Origin of the sequence: Kocuria marina (assembly GCF_000786655.1) — a bacterium.
Lineage (GTDB): Bacteria > Actinomycetota > Actinomycetes > Actinomycetales > Micrococcaceae > Kocuria > Kocuria marina_A.
In genome coordinates this window covers 312,291-326,714 of sequence record NZ_JROM01000021.1, presented here as the reverse complement: position 1 = coordinate 326,714, position 14,424 = coordinate 312,291, and the positions used below count along the sequence as shown (strand labels likewise).

The following is a 14,424-nucleotide window of genomic DNA, read 5'->3' as shown; positions in this document are numbered from 1 at the left end:
GTCAGAGGATCTTGCCCACGGGCAGTTTCTTCTCCGCCTGGAACGTCTCCTCGGCGCGTCCGGCCGCCCAGTACCCGGACAGGGACACCTGCGAGCGTTCGAGCCCGCGGACGTCGAACAGTTGCCTCCGGGCGGCCTTCATGGCCTCGCGCTCGCCGTGCACGAAGGCCTGCACCTCCGCGGGATCCTCGGGCCACTCGGCGTCCGCGAGGCCCGTGACGAGTGCGCGTTCGCCGTCCTTCTGCGCCGCGCGATGCACCCAGCGCACCCGGACGCCCTCGGGGATCGCGACGTCGGTGAGGTCGAGTTCGTGGGAGGCGTCCTCGACCTCGAGGACGGCTTCCCCGCGGGCCGAGGCGGGCAGCGCCTCGAGGTTCGCGAGGATGGCGGGGACGGCGGCGTCGTCGCCCGCGAAGATGCTCCACGCGGCGGCCGGGTCCGGGAGCCATTTCCCGCCCGGGCCGAGCGCTACGATCCGGTCGCCGGGGGACGCGGCATCCGCCCACGGCCCGGCGTAGCCTTCGGTGCCGTGCAGGGCGACGTCGATCCACACGGTCCCGGTGTCGGGTTCCGTGCGGCGCAGGGTCATGTGCCGCGTGACGGGCTGGTCCTGGGGTGCGGCGTTCTCGCGCGCGGCCCAGTAGTCGGGGAACTCGCCGGGCGCGGTCGCCGCGAGCGTGGCGGGCGAGAAGAAGACGAGTTTGACGTACTTCTCCGGTGCCTCGATGTCCTGGAACTGCTCGGCGTTCTCGATCCTGCACACCACGCGCACCATGGCCGGGGAGAGCTGAATCCGGTCCGTGACGGTGAGGTCGAGCTGGGGTTTGCGGGGTCGCGCCGGAGTCTGTGCCATGTACCCAGCGTAGGTGCTGCTACGCGGGCAGTTCCCACGAGACGGGCTGGGCGCCCTGTTGTTGCAGCAGCTCGTTGGCGCGGGAGAACGGGCGGGAACCGAAGAACCCCCGGGACGCGGACAGCGGGGACGGGTGCACCGATTCCACGGTGGGCGCCCCACCCAGCCAGTCCTTGGTGCCGCGGGCGTCGCGACCCCACAGGATGCCCACGAGGGGTTGCTCGCGCGCCCCGAGCGCGCGGATCGCGCACTCCGTGACCGCTTCCCAGCCCTTGCCCCGGTGGGAGGCGGGGGAGCCCGCGCGTACCGTGAGGACCCTGTTGAGCAGCATGACGCCCTGCTCGGCCCACGAGGACAGGTCCCCGTGCTCGGGCGGGGTGATCCCCAGATCGGAGTGCAGTTCCTTGTAGATGTTCTGCAGGGACCGCGGGATCGGGCGCACGTCCGGGGCCACCGAGAACGAGAGGCCCATCGCGTGGCCCGGGGTGGGGTAGGGGTCCTGGCCCACGATCAGCACCTTGACCGCGGACATCGGCTCGCGCAGCGCGCGGAAGATGTGGTCCCCGGCGGGCAGGGTGTGGTGGCCCTCGGCGTGCTCGGTGCGCAGGAACTCGCCCATGGCCCGGATCTGCGGCTCCACGGGTTGCAGGGCGCGGGCCCACTCCTCGTTCATGATCTCGTGCAACGGGGGCGGGGTGTTCACGGTGCGACCTCCAGGGCGTGCGGTCTCCGGGTACCGCCCGGAGGGTTAGGGTTGAGCCCATGTCTACCACGGGCGACGGCCTCGACGAGCTCGACCGGGCCATCCTGGACCTGGAGTCCGAGCACTGGAAGTACCGCGGCGCCAAGGAGTCCGCGATCCGCTCCCGCCTGGGGCTGAGCCCCGTGCACTACTACCAGCGGCTCAACGCTCTGATTTCTTCCGAGGCCGCCGCGCGCCACGCCCCCATGCTGATCTCCCGGTTGCGCCGCGCGCGCAATCGCTGAGCCGGCGCCCGGGCACGCGTGGGATAGTGGGCAGCGCACCGCGGACACCTGACCGCCGCGGGCCCGGGTGGGCAGGGCGCACGCCGTCCCACGGTCCCGGCGCCCGCGGATCGGTGTCCCGGATCCCGCCGTTCGTTGAGGAGAGCCACAGCATGAGCGAGTACCCCCGTGATGAGTTCGACGACGTTCCCGAGGACGGTGCCCGGCAGGGCGCCCACCGGGGCCACAACCCGAACGCCCGAGCGGGCTCCCGGGGCAAGTTCCTGGCGATCCTCGTGACCGGTGTGCTCGCCCTCGTCCTGGGCGCGGTGGCCTTCGTCAACGCCCCGCGCACGGCCCAGGAAGCGCTCGCCCTCCCCGCCGCAGCCGTTGCGGTGTCCCCGGACGACGACGCCGCGGCCGGTGCCTCCGCGGTGGGTGCCGTGGCGCTCGGGACGGCCGCGAGCGACGTCGTGCCCGGAGTCCCCGCGGCCGCCTGGGCCGCCCGTTCAGCCGGGGACGAAACCTGAGTCCACTGGACGCAGGGCGTTTGCGGTTCCGGCATGACGAGTGCCACTATGGGATTAGCACTCAGTCGCGTGGACTGCTAACCGGGTCCGGTGGTGGTCGCGCGGCGGACGAGTGACATCACGGTGAGGTGGTTGCGGCGCGGTGAGGATCGCGGCGCGGCACCGTCCGTCGCGGGCATCGTGATGACAAGTCTTGTTTGTCAACCGTCCAGGAGGGACGAAACACATGGCAAAGATGATCGCATTCGACGAAGAAGCCCGCCGCGGCCTCGAGCGGGGCCTGAACACCCTCGCGGACGCCGTCAAGGTCACCCTCGGCCCGCGCGGACGCAACGTGGTGCTGGAGAAGTCCTGGGGCGCCCCCACGATCACCAACGACGGCGTGTCCATCGCCAAGGAGATCGAGCTCGAGGAGCCGTACGAGAAGATCGGCGCCGAGCTCGTCAAGGAAGTCGCCAAGAAGACCGACGACGTCGCCGGTGACGGCACCACCACGGCCACCGTGCTGGCCCAGGCCCTCGTGAAGGAAGGCCTGCGCAACGTGGCCGCCGGTGCGGACCCGCTGTCCCTCAAGCGCGGCATCGAGAAGGCCGTGGCCGCGGTGACCGAGCAGCTGCTGTCCTCCGCCAAGGAGATCGAGACCGAGGAGGAGATCGCCGCGACCGCGTCCATCTCCGCCGCGGACCCGGAGATCGGCAAGCTCATCGCCGAGGCCATGGAGAAGGTCGGCAAGGAAGGCGTCATCACCGTCGAGGAGTCCAACACCTTCGGGCTGGACCTCGAACTGACCGAGGGCATGCGCTTCGACAAGGGCTACCTCTCCGGTTACTTCGTGACCGACGCCGACCGTCAGGAAGCCGTCCTCGAGGACCCCTACATCCTGATCGTCAACTCCAAGATCTCCGCCGTGAAGGACCTGGTCCCCGTACTCGAGAAGATCATGCAGGCCGGCAAGCCGCTGCTGATCATCGCCGAGGACGTGGACGGCGAAGCGCTCGCCATGCTCGTGCTGAACAAGATGCGCGGCGCCGTGAAGTCCGTGGCCGTCAAGGCCCCCGGCTTCGGTGACCGCCGCAAGGCGCAGCTCGCGGACATCGCAATCCTCACCGGTGGTCAGGTCATCACCGAAGAGGTGGGCCTGTCCCTCGAGTCCGCCACGATCGACCTGCTGGGCCAGGCCCGCAAGGTCGTGGTGACCAAGGACGAGACCACCATCGTGGACGGCGCCGGTACGCAGGAGGAGATCGAGGGCCGCGTGGCCCAGATCCGCGCGGAGATCAACAACTCCGACTCCGACTACGACCGCGAGAAGCTGCAGGAGCGCCTGGCCAAGCTGGCCGGCGGCGTGGCCGTCCTCAAGGCGGGTGCCGCCACCGAGGTCGAGCTCAAGGAGCGCAAGCACCGCATCGAGGATGCCGTGCGCAACGCCAAGGCCGCCGTGGAGGAGGGCATCGTCGCCGGTGGTGGCGTGGCCCTGATCCAGGCCGGCGCCAAGGTCTTCGAGTCCCTCGGGCTGTCCGGGGACGAGGCGACCGGTGCCAACATCGTCAAGGTCGCGATCGACGCGCCGCTCAAGCAGATCGCGCTCAACGCCGGTCTCGAGCCGGGCGTGGTCGTGGACAAGGTGCGCGGACTCGAGACCGGTTGGGGCCTCAACGCCGCCACCGGCGAGTACGAGGACCTCATGGCCGCGGGCATCAACGACCCCGTCAAGGTGACCCGTTCCGCGCTGCAGAACGCGGCGTCCATCGCCGGGTTGTTCCTGACCACCGAAGCCGTGGTCGCGGACAAGCCCGAGCCCGAGGCCGCCGGTGCGGGCGCGGGTGCCGATCCCATGGGTGGCATGGGCAGCATGATGTGATCTCGCTCTTCTGAGTGAGTCCCGCCCGGCACACGGGCGGACATCTCGAGAACCCCGGGGACACGCGCTGTCCCCGGGGTTCTCGCATGTCCGGGAGTCCTCGCGCACCCGGGTGGTGGTAGTCCGGGGTGGTCCGCTGAACCGCGGGCCTCTGCAGGCCCGGGTGGCGACCTGCCTGCGGCGGTGGTTCAGCGTGTCGGGAGGTTTTGCGAGGATGAGCGCATGACGATCATCGCTGCCGCGGACGGCTCCGCGCTCGGCAATCCCGGACCGGCGGGGTGGGCCTGGTACATCGACCCCACCTCGTGGCGCGCGGGGGGTTGGGCCCACGGCACCAACAACATGGGTGAGCTCACCGCGGTGCTCGATCTGCTCCGCTCCACCCGGCACCGCGCGGACGAACCGCTCAAGGTGCTGTGCGACAGCCAGTACGTGATCAACTCGGTCACCAAGTGGATGCCCGGCTGGAAGAAAAAGGGCTGGAAGAAGCGCGACGGCAAGCCCGTGCTCAACGTGGAGATCATGAAGGCATTGGACGAGGAACTCGCCGGGCGGGACGTCAGCTTCGAATGGGTCAAGGGCCACGCGGGTCATGAGCTCAACGAGGCCGCGGATGAGCGCGCTCGTGCCATGGCCGCGGCCTACCAGTCCGGCATGGCGGCGGACGACCTGCCCGCAGGGCCGGGTTTCCGGGACGATGCGGGTTACGGAACCGAGGCGGGGGACGAGGAACCCGATCTGTTCTCCGCATGGGCCTCCTCGGACGACCTCACCGCGGACAGCGCGGCGGGTCCCGCCGGATCCGGGGACACAACCGGTTCCGGGGACGTCCCCGAGCACCTCGTCACGGAGGCGTCCTCGCGTGAGGCCACGGTGCTGGGATGCGGCAACACTGCGGGTGGCCCGGGGGAGTCCCTGCACCCCGACCTGGTGTGCGTGGACCGGCGAGGTGCCACGGCAGCCCCCGAGTCCGTGCTGAGTATCGTCGAAGCGGCGGGGTGCGAGCCCCGGGAGCTGCGGGTCACGGCCCTGGGCGCGCACGCCTACCACGTGAGCTACCGGCTCGAGGAGACCTCCACCGTGACCCGGCGCAGTTCCGTGTGGGTCCGCGAGGACCAGCACCACGACATGGGCCCGTGGCTACTGCGGTACCACCAGGTCACGGCGGAGGTCTGAGCCCGGGCTCACCCGGCGAACATCCGCGCGTTCGCGGCCTCGGTCTCGGCGTACTGGGTGCCCGCGGTCGCGAGTGCTTGGTTGATCTGGGCCACGGCCTGTTCCATCTGGGCCTGTGCGGCGCGCCAGGAGCGGAAGGCCTCCTGGAAGCTGGCCGAGGCGGTGCCCGTCCACGAGGCCTGGAGATCGGCGAGCGTGGCGCTCATGCCGTTGACCTCGGAGCTGAGCCGTTCGATGTGCCCGTGGGCCTGCTGGGACTTGGCGGCAATGGTGTCACTGTCCACGACGAAGTGGGCCATGGTGTTTCCTCCCTGGAGCGGATGCGGTGGCCGGTGGATTGCCGGCCCCGATCCACGCTAGGCGGCACGTGCCGCGCAACACCCCGGAGAGGGAGGGGATGGGGACTCAGGCGTCCGCGGGGTCCTCGTCCACAGGTTTCGTGTGGGGGATCCGCACGGTGAAGGTGGCTCCGCCGCCGTCGGTCTCCTCGAGTTTCACCGCGCCGTCGTGCTGGGCGATGATCGCGGCCACGATGGACAGGCCCAGTCCCGTGCCGCCGGTCTCGCGGGTGCGGGAGGAATCCGCGCGGTAGAAGCGTTCGAAGACGCGCTCGGCGTCCTCCCGGTCGATGCCGGGCCCGTGGTCACGGACCTGCAGCACGGACGTGAACTGGCCGTCCACGGCGCTCTCGAGGCCCACCGCGAGTTCGAGCGGTGAACCGGCGGGGGTGTAGCGCAGGGCGTTGGTGATCAGATTGGCCACGACCTGGCGCAGCTTGGACTCGTCCCCGTGCACCCACGCGGCCTCGGGCTGGGAGTCCTGCAGACCCACGACCCGCACCGTGCGGTCCGGTGCCGTGGCGTGGGCGTCGGACGCGGCGTCGTACGCCAGGTGCAAGAGGTCCACGGGCCGCGTGGTGGCGACCCGGCGTTCGTCCAAGCGGGCCAGGGTCAGAAGGTCCTCCACGAGCTGGGTCATCCGCTTGGACTCGGACTCGATGCGCTCCATGGCCTTGCCCACGTCCTCGGGGGTCTGCAGCGCGCCGTGGCGGTACAGCTCCGAGTACCCGCGGATCGAGACCAGGGGGGTGCGCAGCTCGTGGGAGGCGTCCGCGACGAAGCGCCGCAGCTTGGTCTCGGAGCGGGTGCGGGCGTCGAACGCGTCCTCGATGTGACCGAGCATCGCGTTGAGCGAGCCCGAGAGCTGCCCGATCTCCGTCTGAGGGTTGTAGCCCTCCATACGCTGGGACAGGTCCCCCTCCGCGATCCGGGCGGCCGTGGCCTCCACCTGTCGCAGCGGTTGGAACGCCCGGGTGACCATGACCCACCCCACGGTCATGGCCGCGAGCAGGGTGGCCAGGCCGAAGCTGAACGTCAGCAGCCCCACGCCGGAGATGATGGCGGTGGTGCGGTCCAGGGGCTCGGCCACGACCACGGACATGTCGAACGCCGTGAGTTTGGTGGGCACCACCCGCCACTTGCGCTCGGGGGCGCCCACGGACCCCACGGTCTCCGCCTGGCCGTCGTGGGCCATGACGTAGTCCAGGGTCATCCCGCTCAGATCGGGACTCGAGCTGTCCGGGGACGTCCCGGTACCGCTGCGCGCGCTCGCCACCACATTGCCGTGCTGGTCCAGCAGGTACCCCGAATTGGGCACCGGCGTGGTCACATCACCTTGCAGTGCCCCCGTGAGCACCGGGGCCACGGTGTTCACGGACCCGCGCAGTTCCTGGTCCATGCTCGTCACGAGCGAGTCGCGCAGCACGGACACGGCCACGAGCGTGGTCACCGAGATGCTGATGGCCAGCAACAGCCCCGTGAGGGCCATCAGCTGGGAACGCAGGGACGCGGAGCGGAACCGGCGGGTGAGGACGTTCAACGGTTCAGTGGCGCTTGTCCGCCGAGCGCAACAGGTAACCCACGCCGCGCTTGGTGTGGATCAAGGACGGCTGCTCGGGGTCGTTGTCGATCTTGCGGCGCAGGTAGGAGATGTAGGACTCCACGATGGAGGCGTCCCCGTTGAAGTCGTACTCCCACACGTGGTCCAGGATCTGGGCCTTGGACAGCACCCGGTTGGGGTTGAGCATGAGGTAGCGCAGCAGCTTGAACTCGGTGGGGGACAGGTCGATCTCGCGCCCGCCGCGGAAGACCTCGTGGGCGTCGTCGTCCAGGACCAGGTCGTCCACGCGCAGCCGGGAGTCCTCCTCCTCGAGCGGCTGGGTGCGGCGCAGGACGGCGCGGATGCGGGCGACGACCTCGTCCAGGCTGAAGGGCTTGGTCACGTAGTCGTCACCGCCCACTGTCAGTCCCGCGACCTTGTCGTCGGTGTCGTCCTTGGCGGTGAGGAACAGGATGGGGAAGTGGCGTCCGGCGGCGCGCAGCTTGCGGGTCACCGAGAATCCGTCGATGTCCGGGAGCATGACGTCCAGCACGGCGAGGTCCGGGTCCTCGGCCTCGGCCTTGAGCAGGGCGTCCCGGCCGTTCGCCGCGGTGACCACTTCGAAGCCCGCGAATCGCAGGGAGGTGGCCAGCAGTTCCAGGATGTTGGGTTCGTCGTCGACGACGAGCAGTTTCGCTTCGGGAGTTTTCGTGTTCACGCTCGTCAGTATCTCCAAGTTTCCTGAATGGATTCTGTTGCTCGGCTGTCCGTTATCTGGAAGGACGACGACGCCGCTGCGCGCGCCTCAGCGGGCCGAGCGCCGTCGCGCGCCCCGCAGCAGTTCCACGCACATCAACAGGAAGGCCACGGGGAGGAAGATCGCGGGGAAGATCGTGAACCCGCCCCAGATCACGTGTCCGCCCGCGGCCGCCACGAGCACCGCCACGAGGGACAGCGCGCACAACAGCGCGAGGACCAGTGCGACGACGAGCAAGGGGGACATGCCCCGGCGAGGACGCGGGGAAGTGTGGCCGGATGCGGCGGGAACGGTGGGTTCGGACATGGTCCTCACGGTAGCAAGGACCGGTTACGCGGTGGGTTGAATTCGGGCCCGGGGCGATCATGAGGGGGCTAAACTATTGACTTCGCGAGCCGCCCGCGTTCCCGCCGGTGGCCGCGCAGACACGGCGACGAGAGACTGAGGTGATCCGCGTGCCCACGGGCAAGGTCAAGTGGTTCGACGCAGACAAGGGTTTCGGCTTCCTGGCCACCGACGACGGCCAGGAAGTGTTCCTGCATTCGTCCGCCCTGCCCAAGGGGGTCACCACGGTCAAGCCCGGGACCCGCATGGACTTCGGGATCGCGGACGGCAAGCGCGGGGCGCAGGCCCTGTCCGCGACCCTGCTGAGCAAGCCGCAGTCCGTGGCCCGCAACACGCGCAAACCCCCCGAGGAGATGGCCGTGCTCACCGAGGACCTCATTCGGCTGTTGGACGGGATGTCCAACGGACTGCGCCGCGGGCGCTACCCGGACCACGCGCACGGCAAGAAGATCGCGACCATCCTGCGCACCGTGGCGGATGAGCTCGATGTCTGAGACCACCGCATCCGAGACCACCGCATCCGAGACCACGGCGTCCGAGACCACCACTGAGACCGCACCGCAGCGACCCGCGGGGCGCACGCGCACACCCAAACAGGATCCGATCCTCACGGCCGCGGTGGATCTCGCGCGTGACGCCGTGCTGGCGCCCGTGACGGACGCGTCCTCCGTGGGGGAATACCTCGGTGTCACCGCGCACGAGGACCGGTTGCTCACCCACCTCTTCGACTGCCGCCTGGCCGGCTACCCCGGCTGGACGTGGTACGCGACCGTGGCCCGGGCCCCGCGCAGCAAGCACGTGACCGTGTGCGAGACCGGCCTCGTGTCGGGACCCGATTCCCTCCTGGCCCCGGACTGGGTGCCGTGGGAGGAGCGGATGCAGGCGTTGCAGGAGCAGGAGGCGCAGGACGAGCACGACTCCCCGACGGAGGGGGACGAGCACCCGGACGACGGGCAGGACTCCGCCGACGCCGAGCACGCCGGTGACGGTGACACTGCGCCCGCCGAGGAGACCTCCGCCGAGGAGACCTCCACCGACGGGGAGACCCCCCACCCCAAGGACGAGCCCGCCGCATCGGAAGACGCCGAGGACGGCGCAGCATCGTAGCCCGCGGACCGGCCACCGCACCCGGGACCCCGCCGCCGGCGGTCCCGGAGTCGGGGATGTTCCGGTCCCTGCGGATCCGTAACTACCGCTTGTGGTTCACGGGTGCGCTCGTGTCCAACGTGGGCACGTGGATGCAGCGCACCGCCCAGTCGTGGCTCGTGTTCGACGAACTGACCGACCACGACGCCACGGCCATGGGCGTGGTGATGGCCCTGCAGTTCGTCCCGCAGTTGCTGCTCGCGCCGTACGCGGGCGTACTCGCGGACCGCTACGACAGACGCCGGATCCTGGTGATCACGCAGGGTGTCATGGCGCTGCTGGCCCTGGGGCTGGGCATCCTGTTGCTCCTGGACCTCGCGCAGCTACTCACCGTGTACGCGTTCGCCCTGGGCCTGGGAATCGTCGCCACGTTCGACGCCCCCGTCCGGCAGACCTTCGTCTCGGAAATGGTCCCGGACACCCACGTGTCCAACGCCGTAGCCCTGAACTCCACCTCGTTCAACTCCGCGCGGTTGATCGGCCCGGCGGTCGCCGGTGTGCTGGTGGCCGCCGTGGGCACGGGGTGGGTGTTCATGATCAACACCCTCACGTTCGCCGCCATGATCTGCGCGATCGTCCTGATCGACGCCGCCAAGTTGCGTCCCGCGCCTCGTGCGCGGCGCGCACGCGGGCAGATCCGGGAGGGCATCGGCTACGTGCTCCACCGCCCGGACCTCGTGGCGGTCATGAGCACGATCTTCATGATCGGCACCTTCGGCATGAACTTCGCCGTGTTCCTCGCGGCCATGGGCGGTTCCGTGTTCGGCCGCGGTTCCGAGGAATTCGGTGTGCTCAACTCGATCCTCGCGGTGGGCACCCTGACCGGGGCGTTGCTGTCCGCCCGCCGCGCGCGGGCACGCCTGCGCTACGTCTTCGCGGGGTGCGTGGCCTTCACGATCACGTGTCTGGGAGCGGCCACCGCCCCCACGCTGTGGGTGTTCGCGGTGTGGCTCGTCCCGTGCGGCATCGCGTCGCTCACGATCATGACCACGGCCAACGCCTACGTGCAGACCACCACGGCACCCGCCATGCGTGGACGCGTCATGAGCCTTTACATGGCCATCTTCATGGGCGGTACGCCGATCGGCGCGCCCACCGTGGGGTGGCTGACCGACACGTTCGGGGCGCGCTGGGGCATGGGCGCGGCGGTGCTCGCCGGTCTCGTGGGTGCGCTGATCGGCGCGTGCTTCGCGTGGCGACTGCGGCGGGAACAGCGCCTCGCGGCGTCGTCCGCCCCGAGCAGCGACCCTGCGCCGGCCACCGGGCGCGCAGCGAGCACAGGGCGAGCGCTAAGTACCGACCCCGCGCCGTCGTCCGAGCCCCGGGCGGTGAGCGATCCAGCGTCACCGGGCCGCTCGGACGCGCCGGCCGGGCCGCCCGCCGCGGACGGCCCGAACGCGGAGCCGGGTACGACGCCGCGCGGCTGAGTCCGCTCAGTCCAGGCCGTTCGCCACGGTCCAGTCGATGCATTCCAGCAGGGCCCGGACGTCCTCCGGCGGCACGGAGACGAACGTGGCGATCCGCAACTGGTTGCGCCCGAGCTTGCGATACGGTTCCACGTCCACCACGCCGTTGGCGCGCAGGACGGCCGCGATCCGGGCAGCGTCCACGGCGTCGTCGAAGTCCACGGTGCACACCACGGGCGAGCGGTGCTCGGACTGCGTGACGAACGGCGCGGCGACGTCGCTGCGGTGCGCCCAGTCGTAGACGAGCCCCGAGGTCTCGGCGGTGCGGCGGGCCGCCCAGTCCAGACCGCCCTGGGCGTTGAGCCAGCCCGCCTGCTCGTTGAGCATCACGAGTCCCGCCAGGGCGGGGGTGTTGTAGGTCTGGTGCTTGCGCGAGTTGTCCACGGCCGTGGCGAGGGACAGGACGTCCGGGATCCAGCGATCGGACGCGGCGATGCGCTCGACCCGCTCGAGCGCGGCGGGGGAGAACGCGGCGAACCAGATCCCGCCGTCACTGCCGAAATTCTTCTGCGGGGAGAAGTAGTAGACGTCGGTCTCGGTGAGATCGACCGCCATGCCGCCCGCGGCGGACGTCGCGTCGATGACCGTCAGAGCGCCGTCGTCCGCGTGAACGCGCCGCACGGGCATGGCGACGCCCGTGGAGGTCTCGTTCTGGGGCCACGCGTAGACGTCCACCCCGGGCTCCGGGCGCGGGCCCTCGGGGCGCGAGCCCGCGGGGGCCGCGATCACCACGGAGGGTTCGAGGAACGGCGCGCGATCCGTCACGTGCGCGAACTTGGCGCCGAACTCACCGAAGCTGAGGTGCTCGGCGCGGTCCGTCACGAGGCTGAAGGCCGCGCTGTCCCAGAACGTGCTGGAGCCCCCGAGGCCCAGGACGATCTCGTAACCGTCGGGCAGCGAGAAGAACTCGGCCAGTCGCTCCTGCACCTGCGCCACGAGGTCCTTGACGGGGGCCTGGCGGTGGGACGTGCCCAGCAGGGAACTGCCCCCGCGTTCGAGGGCGGCCACCTGCTCGGCCCGCACCCGGGACGGGCCCGCACCGAAACGGCCGTCCGCGGGCAACAGGGACGGGGGGATCACGGGCATGCTGGTCACGAAGGCTCCTCTGGCGGGCGGTCGGGTGTGTTCCCCATTGTGCCCGCCCGGGGAGTCGATGGCGCGTTCGAGACGCCTGTCGCCGGGGCACCCACTGGCTATAATTATCCTGAATCATTCAGACTAGGCTGAACGGCAACCCCCACAGGGGGTCGTTGACCCGCGCGCTGTGGTGCGCAGAAATCTGAGGACGAACCATGAGCGGCGATCTGATCGACACCACCGAAATGTACTTGCGCACGGTGCTGGAGCTGGAGGAAGAGGGGATCATCCCCATGCGGGCCCGCATCGTGGAACGCCTGCACCACTCCGGGCCCACCGTGTCCCAGACCGTCTCCCGCATGGAACGCGACGGGCTGCTCTCCGTGGCGCCGGACCGCTCCCTACAGCTCACCGAGACCGGGCGCTCCACGGCGGTGTCCGTGATGCGCAAGCACCGGCTCGCCGAACGACTGCTCGCGGACGTGGTGGGCCTGGACATGGCGCACGTCCACGAGGAGGCCTGCCGCTGGGAACACGTGATGAGCGAACGCGTGGAACAGCGGCTCGTGAACCTCCTGGGGAATCCCGAGAACTCCCCGTACGGCACCCCCATCCCGGGACGGGGTGGGCACCACGGTGCCGGCGCCGCGGCCGAGGTCTTCGAAGGGCTCACGCTGCTCGAGGTCGCCGGCGCCCAGGACTCCCAGGAATACGTGGTCCGGTTGCTGCCGGAGGTGGTCCAGGCGGACCAGGAACTCATCGAGATGCTCAGTTCCGCGGGCATCCTCACGGGCTCCAGGGTCACGGCCGAGATCAACCCCGGGGACGAGAACCGGGTCGTGGTGACCCGGGTCGATTCGGGAGTGTCCCTGGACCTGGACTCCGCCACCGCCCGCGCCATCCGGGTGGCCGCCGCCAAGCCCTGATCGCCGCTGCGTCTCTCCGCGGCCGCTTCGGGTAATGGCGGAACGCGACGCGCCGTGATCTTCGAGAAGTCGACCGTGATTTTGCGACTGTGTGGACAATCACGGGTGATCGGCGCGGTTTCGAGCCTCTTTGGCTGGGCGAGCCCTGTATCGCCGCAGGTCAGAAGCCTTTTCCGGGGTGTGGGTGTTCGAGTGGGTGGGCGTGCTGAGGCGGCCGATTGATATCGCCGGGCGTGGTAATCCACGCTAATTCATAGCGACCGATGCCCGATCCGTGACCCGCTGTAATCAAAACGTGACATTTTCGTTATCCGTCCTGTACAGTCATGCCCGTGCCGATCACTGGTCGGATCAGCACTCCCGAGCGTTCGCCGAGTTCTGCCATGCGCTCCGGGACCCGTACACAGAACATCCGCATGGCAGAAGCGGGGGAACCACTTCCGGGCTCGTTGCAATCCGACGGGTCCTTGGGGTCAAGCCAGCACGGCACCAAGGTGCGTGCGGCCGGATGTCTCCCATCCGAACCCGACAGCTCACCTCGTAGGCGCAGGGAGGAACACACATGTCTTTCATGAAGCAGAACTCTGCCCGGCACCGCGCCGAGACGCAGTCGCACCTCGTGCGTAACACCACCGTGGGCGCCGTCGTCGCCGGTGCCGCCGTGGCCGGTCTCGCGGCTCCCGCGCAGGCATCGAGCGGTGTCATCGATCTCGGCACCGCGGCTTCGTACAGCTACCAGGCAACCACCTCTTCGGTGCAGGCCTACAACGCGTCGTACAGCACGCAGGCCACCAACACCGTGTCCTACAGCGCCCCGCAGGCTGCTCCCGCGCAGGCCCCGGCTTCCGACACCCTGGGGAGCGCCGCGAGCGTGACCACGCAGTCGAACCACTCCACGGGTGGTCTGGTGGGCACCGCCTACCAGGGCATCGGCGGCGCGTACGTCTGGGGCGGCACCGGCTTCAAGGCCTGGGACTGCTCCGGCTTCACCCAGTGGGCATACGCCCAGAACGGCATCAACCTGCCCCGCACCACCTGGGCGCAGTTCGCCGCCGGCACCCCCACGTCCAACCCGCAGCCCGGCGATCTGGTCTCCCAGAACGGCGGCTCCCACGTGGGGATCTACATCGGCAACGGCCAGATGATCTCCGCTCTCAACCCCTCGCAGGGCACTCAGGTTCACTCCGTGAATGCCATGCAGCTGGACGGTTACTACACCTTCCGGTGACTCGACCCTGACCGTGCCCGAGCATGAGGCGCGGTCGGCACCGAGTTACATCACGGCCGGGCGCGCTGGCCGGGTTCCCGGACCACGGCCAGCGCCCCACGCCGGAACCACCTGAAAATCGAAAGTAATCTCCCGCCCAAACCCGTGAACCGCTGCTGCGTCCTGACGGATGTGCCGGTCACCGCACACCTCCGTGCTCTGGGTGGACACGAACG

The 14,424-nt window shown here is 69.7% G+C and carries 16 protein-coding genes and 1 riboswitch; of the genes, 9 read left to right on the top strand and 7 right to left on the bottom strand.

The window, feature by feature from the left end; genetic code table 11:
• Position 1 precedes the first annotated feature (1 nt).
• Both AS25_RS07240 and AS25_RS07235 read right to left on the bottom strand, forming a co-directional pair.
• Positions 2–853 (bottom strand): siderophore-interacting protein, encoded by an 852-nt coding sequence (locus AS25_RS07240; RefSeq protein ID WP_035963811.1) that lies wholly within the window; start codon positions 851–853, stop codon positions 2–4.
• A gap of 19 nt (positions 854–872) precedes the next feature.
• The gene (locus AS25_RS07235) at positions 873–1,556 is read right to left on the bottom strand and encodes a uracil-DNA glycosylase (RefSeq protein WP_172644421.1); all 684 of its coding nucleotides are present in this window, start codon (positions 1,554–1,556) and stop codon (positions 873–875) included.
• 59 nt (positions 1,557–1,615) lie between these two features.
• Here AS25_RS07235 and AS25_RS07230 point away from each other — a divergent pair, with 59 nt between their 5' ends.
• The 4 genes from AS25_RS07230 to AS25_RS07215 all read left to right on the top strand — a co-directional run bounded on the left by AS25_RS07230 (position 1,616) and on the right by AS25_RS07215 (position 5,386).
• Positions 1,616–1,840: a DUF3263 domain-containing protein gene (locus AS25_RS07230; protein ID WP_035963809.1), complete on the top strand. Its 225-nt coding sequence runs from the start codon at positions 1,616–1,618 to the stop codon at positions 1,838–1,840.
• 152 nt (positions 1,841–1,992) lie between these two features.
• Complete coding sequence (locus AS25_RS15255; RefSeq protein ID WP_052160790.1) at positions 1,993–2,349, top strand: hypothetical protein; 357 nt, start codon at positions 1,993–1,995, stop codon at positions 2,347–2,349.
• A 226-nt stretch (positions 2,350–2,575) separates the two neighbouring features.
• Positions 2,576–4,210 (top strand): chaperonin GroEL, encoded by a 1,635-nt coding sequence (gene groL / locus AS25_RS07220; protein WP_035963806.1) that lies wholly within the window; start codon positions 2,576–2,578, stop codon positions 4,208–4,210.
• A gap of 222 nt (positions 4,211–4,432) precedes the next feature.
• Positions 4,433–5,386 (top strand): RNase H family protein, encoded by a 954-nt coding sequence (locus AS25_RS07215; protein ID WP_035963803.1) that lies wholly within the window; start codon positions 4,433–4,435, stop codon positions 5,384–5,386.
• Between the two features lie 8 nt (positions 5,387–5,394).
• Here the strand turns inward: AS25_RS07215 and AS25_RS07210 are convergent, their stop codons facing one another.
• The 4 genes from AS25_RS07210 to AS25_RS07195 all read right to left on the bottom strand — a co-directional run bounded on the left by AS25_RS07210 (position 5,395) and on the right by AS25_RS07195 (position 8,327).
• A complete protein-coding gene (locus AS25_RS07210; RefSeq protein ID WP_035963802.1) occupies positions 5,395–5,685 on the bottom strand; it encodes a WXG100 family type VII secretion target in 291 nt (96 codons plus the stop codon).
• 106 nt (positions 5,686–5,791) lie between these two features.
• The gene (locus AS25_RS07205; RefSeq protein ID WP_035963800.1) at positions 5,792–7,264 is read right to left on the bottom strand and encodes a sensor histidine kinase; all 1,473 of its coding nucleotides are present in this window, start codon (positions 7,262–7,264) and stop codon (positions 5,792–5,794) included.
• A gap of 4 nt (positions 7,265–7,268) precedes the next feature.
• The gene (locus AS25_RS07200) at positions 7,269–7,982 is read right to left on the bottom strand and encodes a response regulator transcription factor (RefSeq protein ID WP_035963961.1); all 714 of its coding nucleotides are present in this window, start codon (positions 7,980–7,982) and stop codon (positions 7,269–7,271) included.
• A gap of 87 nt (positions 7,983–8,069) precedes the next feature.
• Complete coding sequence (locus tag AS25_RS07195) at positions 8,070–8,327, bottom strand: hypothetical protein (RefSeq protein ID WP_035963798.1); 258 nt, start codon at positions 8,325–8,327, stop codon at positions 8,070–8,072.
• Positions 8,328–8,476: 149 nt separating this feature from the next.
• Here AS25_RS07195 and AS25_RS07190 point away from each other — a divergent pair, with 149 nt between their 5' ends.
• Genes AS25_RS07190 through AS25_RS07180 form a run of 3 tightly spaced genes read left to right on the top strand, consistent with a single transcriptional unit; the run spans position 8,477 to position 10,939 of the window.
• Entirely contained in the window at positions 8,477–8,860 is a 384-nt protein-coding gene (locus tag AS25_RS07190) for a cold-shock protein (protein ID WP_035963960.1), read from the top strand.
• Positions 8,853–9,473 (top strand): DUF3027 domain-containing protein, encoded by a 621-nt coding sequence (locus tag AS25_RS07185; protein ID WP_052160789.1) that lies wholly within the window; start codon positions 8,853–8,855, stop codon positions 9,471–9,473. Before AS25_RS07190 ends, AS25_RS07185 begins: the two co-directional genes overlap by 8 nt.
• Before the next feature lie 56 nt (positions 9,474–9,529).
• Positions 9,530–10,939: an MFS transporter gene (locus AS25_RS07180; RefSeq protein ID WP_084118062.1), complete on the top strand. Its 1,410-nt coding sequence runs from the start codon at positions 9,530–9,532 to the stop codon at positions 10,937–10,939.
• A 6-nt stretch (positions 10,940–10,945) separates the two neighbouring features.
• Here AS25_RS07180 and serC read toward each other — a convergent pair whose 3' ends face one another.
• On the bottom strand, positions 10,946–12,064 hold the full coding sequence (serC, locus tag AS25_RS07175) for a phosphoserine transaminase (protein WP_035963956.1): 1,119 nt from the start codon (positions 12,062–12,064) through the stop codon (positions 10,946–10,948).
• A gap of 206 nt (positions 12,065–12,270) precedes the next feature.
• On the opposite strand from serC, the gene AS25_RS07170 reads away from it, so the two are divergent.
• Complete coding sequence (locus AS25_RS07170; RefSeq protein WP_035963796.1) at positions 12,271–12,981, top strand: metal-dependent transcriptional regulator; 711 nt, start codon at positions 12,271–12,273, stop codon at positions 12,979–12,981.
• A gap of 400 nt (positions 12,982–13,381) precedes the next feature.
• A riboswitch (cyclic di-AMP (ydaO/yuaA leader) is annotated at positions 13,382–13,540 on the top strand.
• A gap of 3 nt (positions 13,541–13,543) precedes the next feature.
• Complete coding sequence (locus AS25_RS07165) at positions 13,544–14,209, top strand: C40 family peptidase (RefSeq protein ID WP_035963793.1); 666 nt, start codon at positions 13,544–13,546, stop codon at positions 14,207–14,209.
• Positions 14,210–14,424: the final 215 nt, after the last annotated feature.